The organism is Undibacterium parvum (assembly GCF_003955735.1).
Lineage (GTDB): Bacteria > Pseudomonadota > Gammaproteobacteria > Burkholderiales > Burkholderiaceae_D > Undibacterium > Undibacterium parvum.
Genome location: NZ_CP034464.1, coordinates 2,875,885 through 2,892,590 on the forward strand (window position 1 = coordinate 2,875,885; position 16,706 = coordinate 2,892,590).

Consider the following 16,706-nt stretch of genomic DNA (forward strand, 5'->3'; position numbering starts at 1 on the left):
GGCGCATGGGATATGCGGGTGGGGTTTTGAATTGCTTGGTACTCTAACTAGCTTTTCAATGCCATAAAAACGTAAATCAAATATTTTCACCTTCGAAGTAATCTGAGTCGATTCGTTTAAGTTCAAACTTACTGATTGGTGATACTCCTACATTGTGTTCAACCATAAGCGAGGTCAACTGCTCACCTGTAATAAGAATAATTTTTGAGGAAATAAGGCCAACGTATTCTTCGGCCTCTCTTGAGAATGTCGATGTGGTGATGAATACGCCTTTGTTGGCACGCTGGCCTTGCAGTGCTCCCGCAAATTTTTGTATTTCAGGCCTGCCAACAGTTCCTTCCCAACGTTTTGCCTGAATATAGATTGCGTCAAGCCCCAGCTTGTCTTCTTTAATAATCCCGTCAATTCCGCCGTCACCGCTTTTACCGATGGCTCTTCCTGCATCTTGACGGGAACCCCCATAGCCCATGCCAACTAAAAGGTCGATAACCAGTCTCTCAAAAAAGGCAGGAGACGAAGCCTTAACTTGCTCAAGTAGCTCAGATTCGAGATTGTTACGTAGTCGCAGGTAAGCCTGAGAGAACAATTCCTCCGGCGTAGAGTCCGATGACTCAAAGACTGATTTTTGAGTTGTGGGTAGATTTTGAGTCGGAGAAAGAGTAATTGCTTTTTCTTCACCTCGTCGAAGTTTGAAAGCCAGATATTCTGGGTATTGTTCTAAAGTGGAATTATCTACGCGCATAGGATTTGTCGCTAAAAGAGTCTTGCCGCGTTGAGTAATGTGAAAAAAACCGCGTTTTCGAGACTCAATGAGAGAGGCTTGCTTTAGATAAGTTCTGGCCCATCCGACTCGGTTGTCAAACAAAGGTGCGGTCCCACTTGGAAGCATCGTGCTTCGCTCTTCGTCAGAAATGTTAAATTCTGTGGATAGTTGATCGACTGCCTCGCGGAAGCGATGCTCTTTTTCATCTCCCGCCAGGCGCAGCAATGGGAGCATTAGTGTTTGGTAGTCAGGAATTGCCACAGAGAGTCTTTTTAAATTTATATTGCTTGAGTGAGTGGATAGACTTCATTTTACTTCGTACCGATATTAAATTGAAATGAAAATTGTCATACAATAAAACGTATTTTTTACGTAATTCGATAAATTGCATAAGGTTTTATCGATTGCTCTGTATTCGATTTTCAAACAGCCCCTGCCATCACGCATATCCCATGCGCTTCTTCGAGCATGCTGGCCTGCGAGCCGCATGCAATATGCGCGCTGGCACGGTGGCTGTTTTACTTGTGTCGTTGTTGTGCGATTGCCGGCCGGTGGTAGACCGGCAGCTACTTCCTTTTCTTGCTTCGCCAAGAAATGGAAGCAAAAGAAGGCGACGCAAAGTCACTGCCCTTCGGGTGCCCAATTATGCAGGTCGTAAAATGGGAAATGAAGCAAACTCGCTACGCTCAGACAGCTTCACTTCTGATCCATTTTCCGCCCCGCACAATTGGCAGCGCCACATGCGAATTCGATTCAAAAGCAAAGTCAAAAGCCACGTCAAAAGCCAATTCAAAAACCAATTCAAAAGCCAATTCAAAAACAACATCGGATTGCCGTAACTCGGAGCAAACGTAGGGTGCGCCATGCGCACCGCTTATGTCTCGTCTTACAAATATTTGTGGTATCTGTCTATCCATTGGTGCGCACGGCGCACCCTACGTTAGCTCGGTAGGTGCGATTAGCAAGGCGTAATCGCACGCACCTCGCTATACCGTATTGATTTTTAAAGCCGACCCGGCCATCACGCATATCCCATGCGGCTCACAGCCCGGCATGCTTGAAGAAGCGCATGGAGTATGCGCCGTGGCTGGGCGGGGTGGCGGCAAATAGAATTCCATTTAGCCAGCATGCGTACGATTACGCTGCGCTAATCGTACCTACGTGGGCTGACGGAGACGCGCAAGTCGCACTACGGATGTGTTGACCTTCGCCTTCCGCATGTGGCGCTGCCGCTTGTGCTGGGCAGAAAATGGATTAGAAATGAAGCTGTCTGAGCGTAGCGAGTTTGCTTCGTTTCCCATTTTTTGACCTGCACAGGCGGGTACCCGCAGGGCAGCGACTTTGCGTCGCCTTCTTTTGCTTCCGTTTCTTGGCGAAGCAAGAAAAGGGAGTAGCCGCCGGTCTACCACCGGCCAGCAATCGCCCAACAACGAAAGAAGTAAAAACACGACCTGGTCACAGCAAACCAAAAGCACCAGAAAACCAAAAACACCAGAAAACCAAAAACACCAGCAAGCCACTGCGCATATTCCATGCGGCTGCTGGCGCGATATTGGTCTGGAAGGCGCATGGAATATGCGTGTAGCATTTTTAAAATTCACTGTTGAGTGCAATCTGCCGCATATCTTCAGTTGTTTTTTATGGAGTAGTTGAATTTTTGGCAGTTTATTCACAAAAGCCCTTACAATTCTGCGCTATTAGTCGCTGTTAGCTTGCCTTGCGAATTCCGCTGCGCCTGCCATTCTTGGTTCGCAATAGCTCTTTACGAAAGAAAACCATGATGCCATTTTCGACTTCCTTCGCTTCTCGTTACAGCTCGGCTGCGATGCTGGTTTTTGCTTTGCTCAGTGCTGTAGCGCCGCTTGCGTTTAGTGCTCAGCCTGCTGACAATCCTCAGAGCCCTGTCCTGCCAAAGAGCGCTGCCGATTGGCGGCATGCGGCGATTATTGATATCGATGAAGCGTATCAATTGAGTTTGGAAAACCATCCCGGCGTTTACGATACGGCTAATCCTGATTTCTTAAAGAATTTGCAGGCGGCTAAAGCGGCTGGCTTGGCTTTGGCGGTGAGGGTGGAGGATGCGGCTGGGTATGTGGCCGCGACTCAGGCTTTTAATGTGCGGATACACGATGGGCATGCCGGTATGTCGCATAACCTGGATGCCCAACAGTTGCCTGCAGAGCGCTGGCCTGGCTTTATTACCGTGTGGCGCGGCGATGCTCTGTATGTGTATGCTGCCGAGACAGGTGGGCCGTCTGTGGGGGCCGAAGTGTTGGCCTGCGATGCTAAGCCTATCAAGCAAATTATCAGTACCAATGTGTTCGGCTTTCAGGGCCGTAGTGATGAGGCTGGTCACTGGTGGGTGCGGGCACCGCGGGTATTTTTAGATAGAGGAAATCCTTTTCTGGTGTTGCCGAAACGCTGCCAATTTAGTTTGAATGGCAAGCGCTCGCAGGATAGTTTAGTCTGGAAAGCGTTGAGCCAACAAGCGAGTAAATGGAGGACGGAAAGCTATAACGGTGAGCAACTCGAGGTTGGTATGAGTGAGCCGCGCAAAAAATTATTTTGGCTGGCTATGCCCACTTTTGCGCCGGATGAAAAACAGCGCGAGGCGTATCGCCTGATGCTCAAAGGCCTGAGCGAGCATAGGCAGAAGTTTCTTGAGGCCGATGCGGTGGTGCTCGATCTGCGCCAGAATCAGGGCGGCTCGTCTGAGTGGAGTCAGTCATTTGCACAAGCTCTGTGGGGTAAGAGCAGGGTCGATAGGCGTGTGGCCGCATATGGTGCCAAGACTGAAGTCTGGTGGCGTGCGTCGCCAGGGAATACTGATTTTGTGACGGGTTTGGTCGAGGTACTGACGCAGCAAAAACAAATCGAAGGCGCGCAATGGGCGAAAATCCAAAGCGAGGGCATGCAGGCTGCGCTGGCGCGTGGGGATAAATTTTTTGTTGAGGTTGAGCCTGCGCTGCCTGGCGCTGCCGACGCTAAGCTTGATGTTAAGCTTGACGTGAAGGCCGATGTGTTTGGCGATCCGCCGGCTTTTAAGGTGCCGGTGTATGTGATCGTGCCCGGTCAATGCGCCAGCGCTTGTCTCGATGCGATCGACGTGTTTAGTCTGTTTTCTAACACCAGCTTGATCGGTGCGCCTAGCTCGGCCGACTCTACTTACATGGATGTGCGCACGCAATTACTGACTTCGGGATTGGCCGAGGTGATCATCCCCAATAAGGTCTACGTGAATCGCCCTAGAAAGAATGGCCAGGTGTATTTACCTGCGATCTATATCAAGGATCTAGAGTGGTCAAACGCCAATTTATTGAAGACGGTGGAAGCTGATTTAATACGACGCAAGCAGTGAGTTCTAGAGCCTTGCTGAGGGCGCCTTATCGCTGTGCAGCATGTACTAGTCTGGTAATTAATTTGCTAGCGTGTTATTTTTTGTTCTGAATTTTTTTATGCAGGCAGCCCCGTATGACCGCATTATTGTCCAAGCCTATGTCGTTTTATTTGTTGGGCGAGAACGCTGCCGTGATACAGGGCTGCGCGCCAGCTAGTCTAATCTGTCAGCGCCGCCTGTGGTCGCTGGCACAGCAATTGCGCGTGCTGGGAGGCTATCGTGAGGTAGTGCCTGGCATGAATAATCTGACGCTGGTGTTTGATCCTGAACTTACTAACGGGGCGGCGCAATTGGCGCTGCTGGCTGATTTATGGGATCGCAGCGAGGCGCAAGATTTCACTTCGCGCACCGTGCCTATACAAGTGAATTACGGCGGTGAATTCGGGCCTGATCTGGAACTGGTTGCCGCCCATGCCGGGCTCAGCCCCGAACAAGTAATCGCCGCACATACTGCGGCCGAATATCTGGTGTATTTCTTGGGCTTTCAACCTGGCTTCGCGTATCTGGGCGGCTTACCGCCAGCCTTGGCGACACCGCGCCGTGCTACGCCGCGCTTGTCGGTGCCAGCCGGATCTGTGGGCATAGGCGGCGCGCAGACTGGTATTTATCCGGCGGCCAGTCCCGGTGGTTGGCAGTTGATAGGGCGCAGCTCGCTGACGCTGTTTGATCCTGAACTGGCGCAGCCTAGTTTGTTGCAGCCCGGTGATTTGGTCAGGTTTGTCTCGCTATGAATCAGCGTCAAGCCAAATCCAAACCCAAGCGCAAGCCAGCCACTTTAGAGGTGCTACGCGCCGGGATACAAACCACGGTACAGGATCAGGGGCGTAGCGGCTATCGGCATTTAGGCGTGGCGCAGAGCGGTGCTCTGGATGCACCGGCGCTGCTGTTGGCGAATCGTCTGGTGAATAATCCTGGGCATTTTGCTGGTCTGGAAATGGTGGTCGGGCCTATCGCTTTGCGTTTTTCGGATGCCAGTTGCCTGGCAATTTGCGGGGCAGATTTTGATGCCGATCTGGATGGCGTGGCGCTGCGCAGCGGCTGGCGTGTGTATGCACAGCCAGGTCAAGTGCTCACTTGGCGCGGTGCCAGACAGGGCATGCGCGCTTATCTGGCGGTAGCGGGAGGGATTGCGGTGCCGGAAGTCTTGGGTTCGCGCAGCACCGATATCGCGGCGCAGTTCGGTGGCTTTATGGGACGCGCTTTGCAGCATGGCGATCAGTTGCCGATCGATGTTGTGGCCGCTGCTGCGCGCTGCGAGAGAAGCGTTGGTTGCCTGCAAAGACTGTGGACGCCAGAGTTAAGGGTTTTGCCGGGGCCGGAATATGCAGAGTTTGGCGCGCAGGCGCAGCAGGCATTCTGGCAGCAAGCCTGGGGTGTCAGCCACCAGAGTAATCGCATGGGGTATAGACTGGAGGGCACGCCACTCATGCGGGCAGCGTCTGGTGATTTGTTGTCGCATGCGGTAATGCCGGGCGTAATACAAGTTCCGCCGAATGGCTTGCCTATCGTCTTGCTAGCCGACGCCCAGGCCACTGGCGGTTATCCGCGTATAGGCGTGGTGATTGCCGCCGATTTGTGGAAGTTGGCGCAGGCGCGGCCGGGTACGCGTTTTTGCTTTATCCAGAGTGATCTGGCGCAAGCGCAGGCTGCGCAAAAAAAATGGCAGCAAGAACAATATCGTTTGGAATGGAGTTTATATGGGCGCTGACTTTGTCGCAGGTTTGCCAGGTGCGCCGCCGCATCCTGATGCTATCGATCTGAATGCTGATTTAGGCGAGGGGATGGACTGCGATGCTGCTATCTTGGCCTGCGTCAGCTCTGCCAATATCGCTTGCGGTGGCCATGCCGGTGATGCCGAAAGTATGCGCACAGCGGTGTGGCTGGCGCTGCAGCATGGCGTGGCGATAGGGGCGCATCCTAGCTTTGTAGACAGAGAAAATTTCGGCCGCAGCGAGATGCATTTGCCGCTGGATCAGGTGGTCGACATGATCAGTGTACAGATCGAGGCGCTGCGCCTTATTGTGCGGGAAGAAGGCGCGGTCTTGACGCATGTGAAGCCGCATGGTGCGCTGTACAACCAGGCCGCCCGCGACCCAGAATTGGCGCAAGCCATCGTGCAAGCGGTGGCGGCGCTTGATCCTGGTCTGCGCATCTTTGGCTTGTCTGGCGGCGCGCTGATCGCTGCGGCACAGCAGGCCGGTTTGGCGGTGGCTGCTGAGGTGTTTGCCGATAGACGTTATCAACGAGATGGCAGTCTGGCCTCGCGCAATTTACCAGGCGCGACGATAGAGGAGCAGCCACTGGCGCTGGCGCAAGCCATGCGTCTGGTCAGACAAGGTAGGGTGCTGGCGCTAGATGGTCACGACTTGAGTCTGCACGTCGATACAGTCTGCCTGCATGGCGATGGCAGCCATGCGATGATCCTGGCGCAATTGCTAAAGCTCACTTTGCAGCAGCAAGGAATAGCAGTGCGCGCCTTAGGACGCGCTGCATAAATCTGAAAAAACATGCTCGCGCCTGGTCGCGAGCAACAAAGTTCTACTTATTTCTAATTGAGGAGTTTTGCATGGATCTTGCTCTGTGGCTGCCCTTGCTTGGTATCCCTATCGTGGTGCTGGGATTTGCCTTGCGATTTAATCCCCTGATGGTGGTGACGGTGGCGGGTGTGGCGACTGGTTTAGCGGTCGGCATGGATGGTCTAAGTCTACTGGAAACCTTCGGTGAAAAATTTATGAGTAGCCGTCAGTTGGCCAGCGCTTTATTGATCTTGCCGGTGATAGGTTTGCTGGAGCGCTATGGTTTAAAGCAGCGCGCCCAGAGTTGGGTGGCCAGCATACGCAGTGCCACCACCGGGCGTATCCTGATGCTGTATTTTGTCGTGAGAGAGGTCAGCGCGGCGCTGGGTTTGCTTAGCCTCGGTGGGCAAGCACAAACCGTGCGCCCCTTGTTGGCACCGATGGCGATTGCGGCCGCCAGTAATCAATATGGCGAATTGCCGCAATCTATCCGTGATCGTATCGCCGCGCACGCCGCCGCTTGCGATAACGTTGCCTTGTTTTTTGGCGAGGATATTTTTATTGCTTTCGGCGCGGTCTTGTTGATGACTGCTTTTCTGAAAGAAAATGGGATTAATGGGGTAGAACCACTGATGATAGGTTTGTGGGCGATTCCCACCGCCTTGTGCGCGCTAGTGATCCATTTATTTCGCTTGTCGCGACTGGATGCGCGTATCGCCAGAGAGGTGCAAGACTGGCAGTTGGCGCAAAGCGCGCTGGCCACTTCAGCCAAAGCGCAGGTGGCAGTATGAGCAGCGTAGACAGCATTATCAGTATCAATCTGGTGTTCTATCTGATCGGCGCGATCGCCATGCTAGTGGCTGGCTTGAGCTGGCGCGATGCCAGCAATCCTAAGCGCTATAGCACTGCCTTATTCTGGTTTTTATTTGGCTTTAGTTTTCTGTTTGGCGACTTGATGCTGAGCCTCTTGGGCAAGCAAGTCACTTACCGTATTGTCGGCGTGATGGTCTTGCTGATTGCCGCGCTGGCCGGTGCCAAACTCTTAGGCGTCGGTGTGCCGCCGCCTGAGGATGAGGCGGAGCGTCAGCGCTCTGCGCAGCGTTTGGGCAATCGTCTGTTTTTGCCGGCGCTGGCGATACCTGTGATCACCGTGTTGTTGACGCTGTTTGCCAAAGAGCTCAAGTTTGGTAGCTGGTTTTTACTGGATCAAAAAAATCTGACTTTGGCCGCGCTGACTATCGCTTGCCTGGGCGCACTGCTACTGGGCAGTAAGCTCACCGGTGGTTCGCCCTTACTGGCGGTGCGCGAATCGCGTCGTCTGGTCGATGCCATAGGCTGGGCGCTACTGCTACCGCAGATGTTGGCGATGCTGGGCGGGGTGTTTGTGGCAGCGCAGACCGGGCGCTCGATACAGACTATCGTCAATCTGTTTATTGATCCAGATAATCGCCTGGCGCTGGTCGCGATTTACTGCGTGGGCATGGCCTTGTTTACCATGATCATGGGGAATGCCTTCGCGGCGTTTCCGGTGATGACAGCCGGTATCGCTTTGCCCTTTTTAATTGTTCAGCAGCACGCTAATCCTGCACCGCTAGTGGCGATAGGCATGTTCTGCGGTTATTGCGGCACCTTAATGACACCCATGGCGGCCAATTTTAATATCGTTCCAGCCGCCTTGCTGGAGCTGAAAGACAAATATCAGGTCATCAAGATACAAATCCCGACCGCCCTGGCGGTGTTAGGCTGCAATATATTATTGATGTATTTTTTGGTTTTTCCTTAAAGGTAGGGGCGCATGAAGACTATTTTACTCACCGGTTTTGAGCCTTTCGGCGGCGAACATAGTAATCCCTCGTGGGAAGCGGTGCGGCGTTTGGAGGGCAAACATTTACATGACGGTAGCCGCATCGTGACGGCGCTGTTACCCTGCGCTTTTGGTGCTGCGCTCGATAGCTTGTCCGCCAAAATCCGGCTAGTCGCGCCTGAGGTGGTGGTGTGTGTTGGTCAGGCCGGTGGTCGCGCTGATCTGACGATAGAACGGGTCGCCATCAATGTCGATGACGCGCCCATCGCGGATAATCTGGGCTACCAGCCTATCGATGCCCCTATCGTGGCCGCTGGTCCGGTCGGCTATTTTTCTAGCCTGCCGATCAAAGCCATCGTCCAGGCTTTACATGCCAAAGGGATACCGGCTTCGGTCTCGCAAACGGCCGGCACCTACGTCTGCAATCATGTATTTTATGGTCTGATGCATATGGCCAGTAGTCGCCACGCGATACAGCAGGCAGGCTTCGTCCACATTCCATTTTTGCCGGAGCAAGCGGCAGCGCATCCGGGTGCACCGAGTATGTCGCTTAGCATGATGATGGAGGCTTTAATGATTTTGCTGGAAACCAGCATCAGCGTAAAACACGACAGCCAGATCAGTGGCGGTACTACGCATTAACAAATACCCCTCTCTAGTATATTTTTAATGCGCAATGTTTATGCGGACAAACCGCTTGATTTTGTTGAAAATAGGGGGAGTATCTGAATTTTTGGGATGCTTTGACGATCTAAGGGCGTCTTACTGTTGCGTACTACAGGTTTTTTTAAATTAGCGCGATTGCGCCGTAAATCTGCGCTATTCTTAAACTTATACATCGCATTCCAGATTTTTAATCGGGAGCACACATGCCGGCAGTCGGTCTAGCCCAGGGAAGTGCCGAGGAGGCGGCCAGCTTGGCGCAGCTGGAGACTTGTCGCGAGCTGTGCTTGGATGAGAATTTCAGCGCATTGGCCTTGCAGTTGCAAAGTTTGCGGAAAAGCCCTTTGACTCCCTTACACGCATTTTTGGCCGACTTGCTGACGCTGTACCCGGGCGTGCTGCGCGAAAAACTCTCCAATACCCTGTTGTTACAACGCGCCACTGCCCAACTAGAAAACCCCATCGCAGTGGAGTCAGCGCTGGCGCAAGCCTGGGTCTGGGAACTGATGCAGTCTTTGCAAATTGCTGTCAATCTGTATCACCCCGCGTTGCACAGCACTGCCATGGCGGCTGAGGCCTATGCGCGTTGCGGTCGGGATAAGGATGTTGCCAGTATGCGCGCCAGCCGTTGCCGCATCATGATGCTGTGCGAGATGTATCCGGCCGTGGTGCAACTGAGCGATACGATTTTGGCGGATAGAGCGCACTTAAGCGCGGCCCGGCTCTGCCAGGTCATGAGCAATGGCGCGTCGTCGCGTTATTTTTTGGCACTGGAAGCCGGGGTGCCTTTGGGGGCACAAGCCTGGGAAGCAGCGCTGCTCTTGCATCAGGAATGTCTGCAATTGGCGCAGCGCGCCGGGCTGACTAAATTGCTGTTTTATAGCAATGCGAATATCGCCATCCTGAGTGCCTTACTGGGGCGACATGAAAGCGTGCAGCGTCATCTGCAGGCATTGGAGCAAATTCCTTTTGTGAATAGTCATACGCCCTGGCCGTATTGGGCACGCTTGTGTGAGGCGCTGTTGTTGTGCCAAAGTGCGCAATCCGAGCGGGGCTGGATCGCCTTGCTGCGCCTGGCGCAGGACTTGGCCGAAATGAATACAGAGTTACACGCCGATCATTTGCCGGTACAAGAAGCGGTATTGAGTATGATCGTCCTGATCGGGCGGCAAGCGGGCCGATTTGAAGCGGCCTTGCTCGCTAGTGAGTTGCACTTGAGCCTGCAGCAAAGGCAGAGACGGGTGCTTTCCAAGCAATTGGGGGAGAGCGTCGATGACGTGCTGGCTCTACCACAGTTGCAAAGCCAAAATAGAGAGCTCACTGCGCACGGTGAGCAACTGGAAAATTCTTTGCAACAGCGCAATAGCGAGTTGCGTAATGCACTTGATAATTTGCAAGCCGAGGCGAAAGTGAGGCTGGCGGCGGAAGTCGCGCTACAACAAGCACATGATGAGCTGGAACATAAGGTCAAAGTGCGCACTGCTGAATTAGAGCAAGCCATGAGCTTAGTCATGCGTCAGGAAAAGCAATTGGCGCTGGGACGTATGGTGGTTGGCATCGCGCATGAGATGAATACCCCGTTAGGCAATGCCCGCATGGCCGCCAGCACTATCTATGAGCAATGTCAGCAATTGATCGCCGATTTGCAGGCTGCCAATTTGCGCCGCAGCGAATTGCTGACATCGCTGGAGAGCCTGGCGCAATGTGGCAGTATTGTGGATCGCTCACTGGTGCGCGCCTCCGATCTGGTGCAGCGCTTTAAGGCCTTGGCAATCGGCCAGCATACCGAGACCAGTGTGGAATTTGATGTGGTGGCATTGATAAATCAGTTGGTCGCGAGTTGGCAGACCCGACTCGCAATTGAGCGTGTGCATTTGGAGCTACAGATGCCTGAGCATTTGTGCGTGATTGCTTACCCGAATGCCTTGTTTCAGGTCTTGGATCAATTATTTGAAAATAGTCTGGCGCATGCTTTTCTTAATGCCGAACACGGACGGATTAGTCTAGACATCCAAGTACAGGAAGAGCAATTGACGATACAGTTGCGCGACAATGGCTGCGGCATCAGCGACGCTAATTTACCGCATGTCTTCGAGCCGTTTTTCACTACCCAAATGGGGCAGAGCGGTGCCGGTCTGGGCCTGAGTATCGTCTCTAGCCTGGTCTGCGATTTGATGGGCGGGCGCGTGCAGATAGAAAGTAAGCCTGCTCTGGGCACCTTGATACGCCTGAACTTCCCGGTTCAACATTTGACGCGCCTGACTTAATTTCCTCGCGCGTGATAGGCGCGGGTGATTGCCCGTCGCTGATGCCAGTCTATATCCTCAAGATATTTCGCTATAATGCCCGCAATAAATTGTCCGGCGATTTTTTTTCGCTTTTTTTTCGCATTTTTTGAATATTGTTGGCGCTCGCATGAATACCTTACTCTGGTTTGTCGTCTTATATTGGGCAATTTCGGTAGGCATAGGCCTATACGCCGCCCGCTATGTAAAAAACTCTAAAGACTTTGCCTTGGCTGGGCGCTCTTTGCCGATGTCGGTGGTGACCGCTACCGTGTTTGCCACCTGGTTTGGCTCGGAAGCGGTGCTGGGGATTTCTTCCACCTTCGTCAAGGAAGGCTTGCGCGGTGTAGTGGCTGACCCTTTCGGCTCGTCCCTGTGTCTGATCTTGGTCGGCATTTTTTTTGCGCGCCCGCTGTACCGCATGAATCTGCTAACCATAGGCGATTACTATAAAAATAAATTTGGACGCAAGGTCGAAGTGCTGGTCAGCCTGTGTATCGTGATTTCTTACCTAGGCTGGGTGGCAGCGCAGATCAAGGCGCTAGGCCTGGTGTTCAATGTGGTCTCCGGTGGTTATCTGTCTATGGAGATTGGCATGCTGATCGGTGCTGCCAGCGTCTTGATCTATACCCTGATGGGCGGCATGTGGTCGGTGGCGATTACCGATTTTTTACAGATGATCATCATCGTGCTCGGTATGTTTTACATAGGTTGGGAAGTGTCCGATATGGTAGGGGGCGCTGCGGCGGTGATTACGCATGCCTCAGAGGCCGGCAAACTGGCTTTCTGGCCGGCACCGACCGCGCGCGAGTCGCTCTGGTTCTTCGCTGCCTGGATCACCATGATGCTAGGCTCGATCCCGCAGCAAGATGTGTTTCAGCGGGTGGCCGCGTCTAAAAACGAAAATATCGCACGCAATGCCTCTATCTTGGGCGGGGTCATGTATTTTTGCTTTGCCTTCATTCCCATGTTTCTGGCGTATTCTGCCACCCTGATTGATCCTGCCATGGTGGCAAATTTGATCGATAAGGATCCGCAAATGATCTTGCCTACCCTGATCATGACCAAGGTGCCGATGTTGGCGCAGGTGATGTTTTTCGGTGCCTTGCTGTCGGCGATCAAGAGCTGCGCCAGCGCGACTTTACTGGCGCCGTCGATTACTTTTTCTGAAAATATACTCAGACCTATGTTGCCGGCGCATAGCGATCGCCAATTTTTAATGCTGATGCGGGTGGTGGTGCTGCTGTTTACGGCTGTCGTGACGCTGTTTGCAATGAACACCGAGGCCAGCATTTATAAAATGGTAGAAAATGCCTATAAAGTAACTTTGGTGGCCGCTTTCGTGCCGCTGGCGTTTGGCCTGTATTGGAAACGTGCGAACAGCCAGGGCGCCTTGCTGTCGATATTCTTGGGCTTATCTTCCTGGATATTATTAGAATATCAAGCCCCAGAGGGCTTATGGCCACCGCAACTGGTCGGTGTCTTGATGAGTTTGACGGGCATGTTGCTGGGTTCCTGGCTGCCTCAAATAGGTAAAAAACAGCTAGTCACCGCGCATTCAAGCTTAAATTAGCCTAGACGGGGAGCTGTGCTGGCGCGGACGGCTGTGAAAAGCACTAAAAAAGCTTTATAATTCAGGGTTTTACAAGATTTTTTTCGGATTGATAAAATGCCTATTTATGCTTACCGCTGCGAAGAATGTGGATTTGCCAAGGACGTGTTGCAAAAAATGTCTGACGAGCCTTTGAGCGTTTGTCTGTCCTGTGGCAAGCCTAGCTTTAAAAAACAAGTGACCGCAGCTGGTTTCCAATTGAAGGGATCTGGTTGGTATGTGACCGATTTTCGGGATGCTAAGGGCGCTGCGCCTGCAGCAACCGGTGGTGCGGTGGCGGCGACTGCTGAGTCCTCGTCGAGCAGCGATGCTGTTGCCAGTTCATCCGCTGCAAGTTCAGCGACTACAGCAGCGCCGGCGGCCAGCACAGCGCCCGCAGCGAGCGCTCCGGCAACGACGGGTAGTGAGAATAAAGCGGCTTGATGTGTGAGCCAACTCCAAATCAGGGCAAATAAGAAATCATGCGTAAATATTTTATTACAGGCTTACTGATTTTAGTGCCGTTGGCCATTACCCTGTGGGTACTGCATTCGGTCATTAGCACCATGGATCAATCCTTGTTGCTATTGCCTGCGCAATGGCGGCCTGAGCAATTGTTTGGATTTAAAGTTTTGGGCATAGGCACCATCCTGACCTTGCTGATCGTGTTTGTGACCGGCTTATTGGCGCAAAATTTCATCGGTAATTATGTGGTGGAGGCATGGGAAGCACTGCTTAAACGCATCCCTATCGTCAACTCGATTTACTCTAGCGTCAAGCAGGTTTCTGATACCTTGTTTTCATCGAGTGGCAATGCCTTTAGCAAGGCCTTGCTGGTGCAGTATCCGCGTGAAGGTAGTTGGACCATTGCCTTCCTGACCGGGGTGCCGGGTGGCGCGGTGGCTAAGCATTTGAAGGGCGAGTACATCAGTATCTATGTGCCGACTACACCGAATCCGACTTCAGGTTTTTTTCTGATGGTACCTAAGGCGGACACCATAGAACTTGATATGTCGGTCGATGCTGCCTTGAAATATGTGGTGTCTATGGGCGTGGTGGCACCAGACACTTTGCCGCAAGTAAAAACTAAGTAAGACAGAATAAGTAAGACAGAATAAGTAAGACAGAATCACGTAACATCAAATTCCATATTTAAATAAAGACAGGTAGAAACTATGTCCATGCGTACCAATTACTGTGGCCTCACCAATGAGGAATTACTCGGTCAAACCGTTAGCCTGTGCGGCTGGGTACATCGTCGCCGCGACCATGGCGGTGTGATTTTTATCGACTTGCGCGACCGCGAAGGTCTGGTTCAGATCGTCTGCAATCCAGATGCAGTGGAAGTGTTCAAGGCGGCCGAATCGGTGCGTAATGAATTCTGTCTGCGTGTCACCGGTGTAGTACGCCCGCGCCCAGATGGCACAGTGAATAACAATCTGAAATCCGGCAAAATTGAAGTGGTCTGCGATATGCTGGAAGTGTTGAACGCTTCGGTCACTCCACCGTTCCAGTTGGATGACGACAATCTGTCTGAAACCACACGTCTGACGCATCGCGTACTCGATTTGCGCCGTCCGCAAATGCAAAACAATTTGCGTCTGCGTTACAAGGTCACAATGGAAGTGCGTAAGTTCTTGGACGCTAACGGTTTCATCGATATCGAAACCCCTATGCTGACCAAGTCGACGCCAGAAGGCGCGCGCGATTACCTGGTGCCTTCGCGTGTCAACGCTGGTGAATTTTTCGCGCTGCCACAATCGCCGCAATTGTTCAAGCAACTGCTGATGGTGGCTAACTTTGATCGTTACTATCAGATCACCAAATGTTTCCGCGATGAAGATCTGCGCGCTGACCGTCAGCCAGAATTTACCCAGATCGATTGCGAAACTTCTTTCATGTCCGAGCAAGAAATCCGCGACATGTTTGAAAACATGATGCGCCTGATTTTCAAGAATACGCTAGACATCGATTTGCCAAATCCTTTCCCTGTCATGGATTACTTCGAAGCCATGGGGCTGTATGGTTCGGATAAGCCAGACATGCGCGTCAAGCTGCAATTTACTGACCTCACCGAGGTGATGAAAGACGTTGATTTCAAAGTCTTTAGCGGTGCCGCGAATATGCCAAATGGCCGCGTGGTTGGTATGCGTGTACCAGGTGGCGCCAACATGCCACGTTCTGAGATCGATGCTTACACCCAGTTCGTGGCGATCTACGGTGCTAAGGGTTTGGCTTATATCAAGGTCAATGAAGTTGCCAAAGGTCGTGATGGTTTGCAATCGCCTATCGTCAAGAACCTGCACGATGCAGCACTGACACAAATCCTGGCATTGACCGGCGCGCAAGACGGCGATCTGATTTTCTTCGGCGCGGATAAGGCCAAGATCGTTAATGACGCTATCGGTGCTTTGCGGGTTAAAGTCGGTCACAGCGAATTCGGTAAGAACAACGGCTTGTTCGAGAATGTCTGGAAGCCACTCTGGGTAATCGACTTCCCTATGTTTGAATACGATGAAGCCAATGACCGCTGGTCGGCTACGCACCATCCTTTCACTGCGCCAAAAGACGGTCATGAAGATTTGATGGAAAGCGATCCGGGCAATTGCATCTCGAAAGCCTACGACATGGTCTTGAATGGTTGGGAGCTCGGTGGTGGTTCTGTGCGTATCCACCGTGCCGATGTACAGAGCAAGGTATTCCGCGCCCTGAAGATCGATGCCGAAGAAGCGCAATTGAAGTTTGGTTTCTTGCTGGACGCATTGCAATACGGCGCGCCTCCGCATGGTGGTCTGGCCTTCGGTTTGGATCGCATCGTTACCATGATGACCGGTGCCGAGTCTATCCGTGACGTGATCGCTTTCCCGAAAACCCAGCGCGCCCAGTGTCTGCTGACACAAGCGCCGTCGGCGGTGGACGAGAAGCAATTGCGTGAATTGCATATCCGTTTGCGTGCTGTAGAGCCTGTGATTAAAGGCTAAGCGCATACGCTAAAAACGAAAAAGGCACAGTTTTCTGTGCCTTTTTTTTAACTTGATTTTCTGTAATTTTGACTCCACACTATCCATGCGCTTCTTCAGGGCTTTTCGGCCTGCGATGCCCGTGTTTATTGCGCCTACCGTTTTTTGTAAGAGCCAAACTGGGCATAAGAATTGAAGCAAAAATTGTAGCAAAAAGCTGCATAGTGTGTTGATCGGATAAAGCGAAGTGCTAACAAGTATGAATTTTAAAATCCCCGTCTCTGTGCTGGTCGTCATCTATACTGAAAACTTAGAGGTGTTGTTGATAGAACGTGCCGATAAGCCCGGGTTCTGGCAATCGGTGACTGGCTCGCAGGACAGTTTGGATGAAGTGATGCGCGATACCGCTCAGCGTGAAGTGGCCGAAGAGACGGGTATTGATACGGCTTTATTCGCGCTAGCCGATTGGAAAATTTCTAATGTGTATGAAATTTATCCGGTCTGGCGGCATCGTTATGCGCCTGGCGTGACGCGCAATACCGAACATGTATTTGGGCTCTGTGTGCCACGCGATGTCGCCATTACTTTGGCGCCGCGTGAGCATTTACAGTATCAGTGGTTGCCGCATAGAGAGGCGGCTGATCTGTGTTTTTCCGCCTCCAACGCCGAAGCGATTTTGCAATTGCCGCATTACCGTCACGGCGCTTAAAAAAACATAGGCAGCAAA

At 52.4% G+C, this 16,706-nt stretch carries 15 protein-coding genes; 14 read left to right on the top strand and 1 reads right to left on the bottom strand.

Translation table 11 applies throughout. The features are described from left to right. Positions 1 to 76 precede the first annotated feature (76 nt). Positions 77 to 1,024, bottom strand: coding sequence for a restriction endonuclease (locus tag EJN92_RS12590; protein WP_126128143.1), 948 nt, complete (start codon positions 1,022 to 1,024; stop codon positions 77 to 79). A 191-nt stretch (positions 1,025 to 1,215) separates the two neighbouring features. Between EJN92_RS12590 and EJN92_RS12595 the strand changes: the two genes are divergently transcribed. From EJN92_RS12595 to nudB, 14 genes are all read left to right on the top strand, one after another. After that, positions 1,216 to 1,602 carry a hypothetical protein gene (locus EJN92_RS12595; RefSeq protein ID WP_126128144.1) on the top strand — a complete coding sequence of 129 codons (387 nt, stop codon included), beginning with the start codon at positions 1,216 to 1,218 and terminating at the stop codon, positions 1,600 to 1,602. A gap of 938 nt (positions 1,603 to 2,540) precedes the next feature. Beyond that, positions 2,541 to 4,121, top strand: a complete 1,581-nt coding sequence (locus EJN92_RS12600; protein WP_126128145.1) for a S41 family peptidase — start codon at positions 2,541 to 2,543, stop codon at positions 4,119 to 4,121. A gap of 113 nt (positions 4,122 to 4,234) precedes the next feature. Then, complete coding sequence (gene pxpB, locus EJN92_RS12605) at positions 4,235 to 4,891, top strand: 5-oxoprolinase subunit PxpB (protein ID WP_227869528.1); 657 nt, start codon at positions 4,235 to 4,237, stop codon at positions 4,889 to 4,891. After that, positions 4,888 to 5,868: a 5-oxoprolinase subunit C family protein gene (locus tag EJN92_RS12610; RefSeq protein ID WP_126128146.1), complete on the top strand. Its 981-nt coding sequence runs from the start codon at positions 4,888 to 4,890 to the stop codon at positions 5,866 to 5,868. The genes pxpB and EJN92_RS12610 overlap by 4 nt, the downstream gene beginning before the upstream one ends. Next, positions 5,858 to 6,655: a 5-oxoprolinase subunit PxpA gene (locus tag EJN92_RS12615; RefSeq protein ID WP_126128147.1), complete on the top strand. Its 798-nt coding sequence runs from the start codon at positions 5,858 to 5,860 to the stop codon at positions 6,653 to 6,655. Before EJN92_RS12610 ends, EJN92_RS12615 begins: the two co-directional genes overlap by 11 nt. A gap of 71 nt (positions 6,656 to 6,726) precedes the next feature. Further along, positions 6,727 to 7,467 carry a DUF969 domain-containing protein gene (locus EJN92_RS12620; RefSeq protein WP_126128148.1) on the top strand — a complete coding sequence of 247 codons (741 nt, stop codon included), beginning with the start codon at positions 6,727 to 6,729 and terminating at the stop codon, positions 7,465 to 7,467. Continuing rightward, positions 7,464 to 8,459 carry a DUF979 domain-containing protein gene (locus tag EJN92_RS12625; protein WP_126128149.1) on the top strand — a complete coding sequence of 332 codons (996 nt, stop codon included), beginning with the start codon at positions 7,464 to 7,466 and terminating at the stop codon, positions 8,457 to 8,459. The genes EJN92_RS12620 and EJN92_RS12625 overlap by 4 nt, the downstream gene beginning before the upstream one ends. A 12-nt stretch (positions 8,460 to 8,471) precedes the next feature. After that, positions 8,472 to 9,122 carry a pyroglutamyl-peptidase I gene (gene pcp / locus EJN92_RS12630; RefSeq protein WP_126128150.1) on the top strand — a complete coding sequence of 217 codons (651 nt, stop codon included), beginning with the start codon at positions 8,472 to 8,474 and terminating at the stop codon, positions 9,120 to 9,122. A 227-nt stretch (positions 9,123 to 9,349) separates the two neighbouring features. Next, the gene (locus EJN92_RS12635; RefSeq protein WP_126128151.1) at positions 9,350 to 11,410 is read left to right on the top strand and encodes a sensor histidine kinase; all 2,061 of its coding nucleotides are present in this window, start codon (positions 9,350 to 9,352) and stop codon (positions 11,408 to 11,410) included. A gap of 148 nt (positions 11,411 to 11,558) precedes the next feature. Next, positions 11,559 to 13,001 carry a high affinity choline transporter 1 gene (locus EJN92_RS12640; RefSeq protein ID WP_126128152.1) on the top strand — a complete coding sequence of 481 codons (1,443 nt, stop codon included), beginning with the start codon at positions 11,559 to 11,561 and terminating at the stop codon, positions 12,999 to 13,001. A gap of 96 nt (positions 13,002 to 13,097) precedes the next feature. Next, positions 13,098 to 13,463 (top strand): FmdB family zinc ribbon protein, encoded by a 366-nt coding sequence (locus EJN92_RS12645; protein ID WP_126128153.1) that lies wholly within the window; start codon positions 13,098 to 13,100, stop codon positions 13,461 to 13,463. A 38-nt stretch (positions 13,464 to 13,501) separates the two neighbouring features. Beyond that, entirely contained in the window at positions 13,502 to 14,113 is a 612-nt protein-coding gene (locus EJN92_RS12650) for a DUF502 domain-containing protein (RefSeq protein WP_126128154.1), read from the top strand. Positions 14,114 to 14,194: 81 nt separating this feature from the next. Beyond that, positions 14,195 to 16,000 (top strand): aspartate--tRNA ligase, encoded by a 1,806-nt coding sequence (gene aspS / locus EJN92_RS12655; RefSeq protein ID WP_126128155.1) that lies wholly within the window; start codon positions 14,195 to 14,197, stop codon positions 15,998 to 16,000. Between the two features lie 238 nt (positions 16,001 to 16,238). Continuing rightward, positions 16,239 to 16,688, top strand: coding sequence for a dihydroneopterin triphosphate diphosphatase (gene nudB / locus EJN92_RS12660; protein WP_126128156.1), 450 nt, complete (start codon positions 16,239 to 16,241; stop codon positions 16,686 to 16,688). Positions 16,689 to 16,706: the final 18 nt, after the last annotated feature.

What these genes read in the sequence shown, in the direction of transcription:
- EJN92_RS12595 (WP_126128144.1), top strand. Translation starts at nt 1,216, where the DNA reads ATGCGCTTCTTCGAGCATGCTGGCCTGCGAGCCGCATGCAATATGCGC.
- EJN92_RS12600 (WP_126128145.1), top strand. Translation starts at nt 2,541, where the DNA reads ATGATGCCATTTTCGACTTCCTTCGCTTCTCGTTACAGCTCGGCTGCG.
- pxpB (WP_227869528.1), top strand. Translation starts at nt 4,235, where the DNA reads ATGACCGCATTATTGTCCAAGCCTATGTCGTTTTATTTGTTGGGCGAG.
- EJN92_RS12610 (WP_126128146.1), top strand. Translation starts at nt 4,888, where the DNA reads ATGAATCAGCGTCAAGCCAAATCCAAACCCAAGCGCAAGCCAGCCACT.
- EJN92_RS12615 (WP_126128147.1), top strand. Translation starts at nt 5,858, where the DNA reads ATGGGCGCTGACTTTGTCGCAGGTTTGCCAGGTGCGCCGCCGCATCCT.
- EJN92_RS12620 (WP_126128148.1), top strand. Translation starts at nt 6,727, where the DNA reads ATGGATCTTGCTCTGTGGCTGCCCTTGCTTGGTATCCCTATCGTGGTG.
- EJN92_RS12625 (WP_126128149.1), top strand. Translation starts at nt 7,464, where the DNA reads ATGAGCAGCGTAGACAGCATTATCAGTATCAATCTGGTGTTCTATCTG.
- pcp (WP_126128150.1), top strand. Translation starts at nt 8,472, where the DNA reads ATGAAGACTATTTTACTCACCGGTTTTGAGCCTTTCGGCGGCGAACAT.
- EJN92_RS12635 (WP_126128151.1), top strand. Translation starts at nt 9,350, where the DNA reads ATGCCGGCAGTCGGTCTAGCCCAGGGAAGTGCCGAGGAGGCGGCCAGC.
- EJN92_RS12640 (WP_126128152.1), top strand. Translation starts at nt 11,559, where the DNA reads ATGAATACCTTACTCTGGTTTGTCGTCTTATATTGGGCAATTTCGGTA.
- EJN92_RS12645 (WP_126128153.1), top strand. Translation starts at nt 13,098, where the DNA reads ATGCCTATTTATGCTTACCGCTGCGAAGAATGTGGATTTGCCAAGGAC.
- EJN92_RS12650 (WP_126128154.1), top strand. Translation starts at nt 13,502, where the DNA reads ATGCGTAAATATTTTATTACAGGCTTACTGATTTTAGTGCCGTTGGCC.
- aspS (WP_126128155.1), top strand. Translation starts at nt 14,195, where the DNA reads ATGTCCATGCGTACCAATTACTGTGGCCTCACCAATGAGGAATTACTC.
- nudB (WP_126128156.1), top strand. Translation starts at nt 16,239, where the DNA reads ATGAATTTTAAAATCCCCGTCTCTGTGCTGGTCGTCATCTATACTGAA.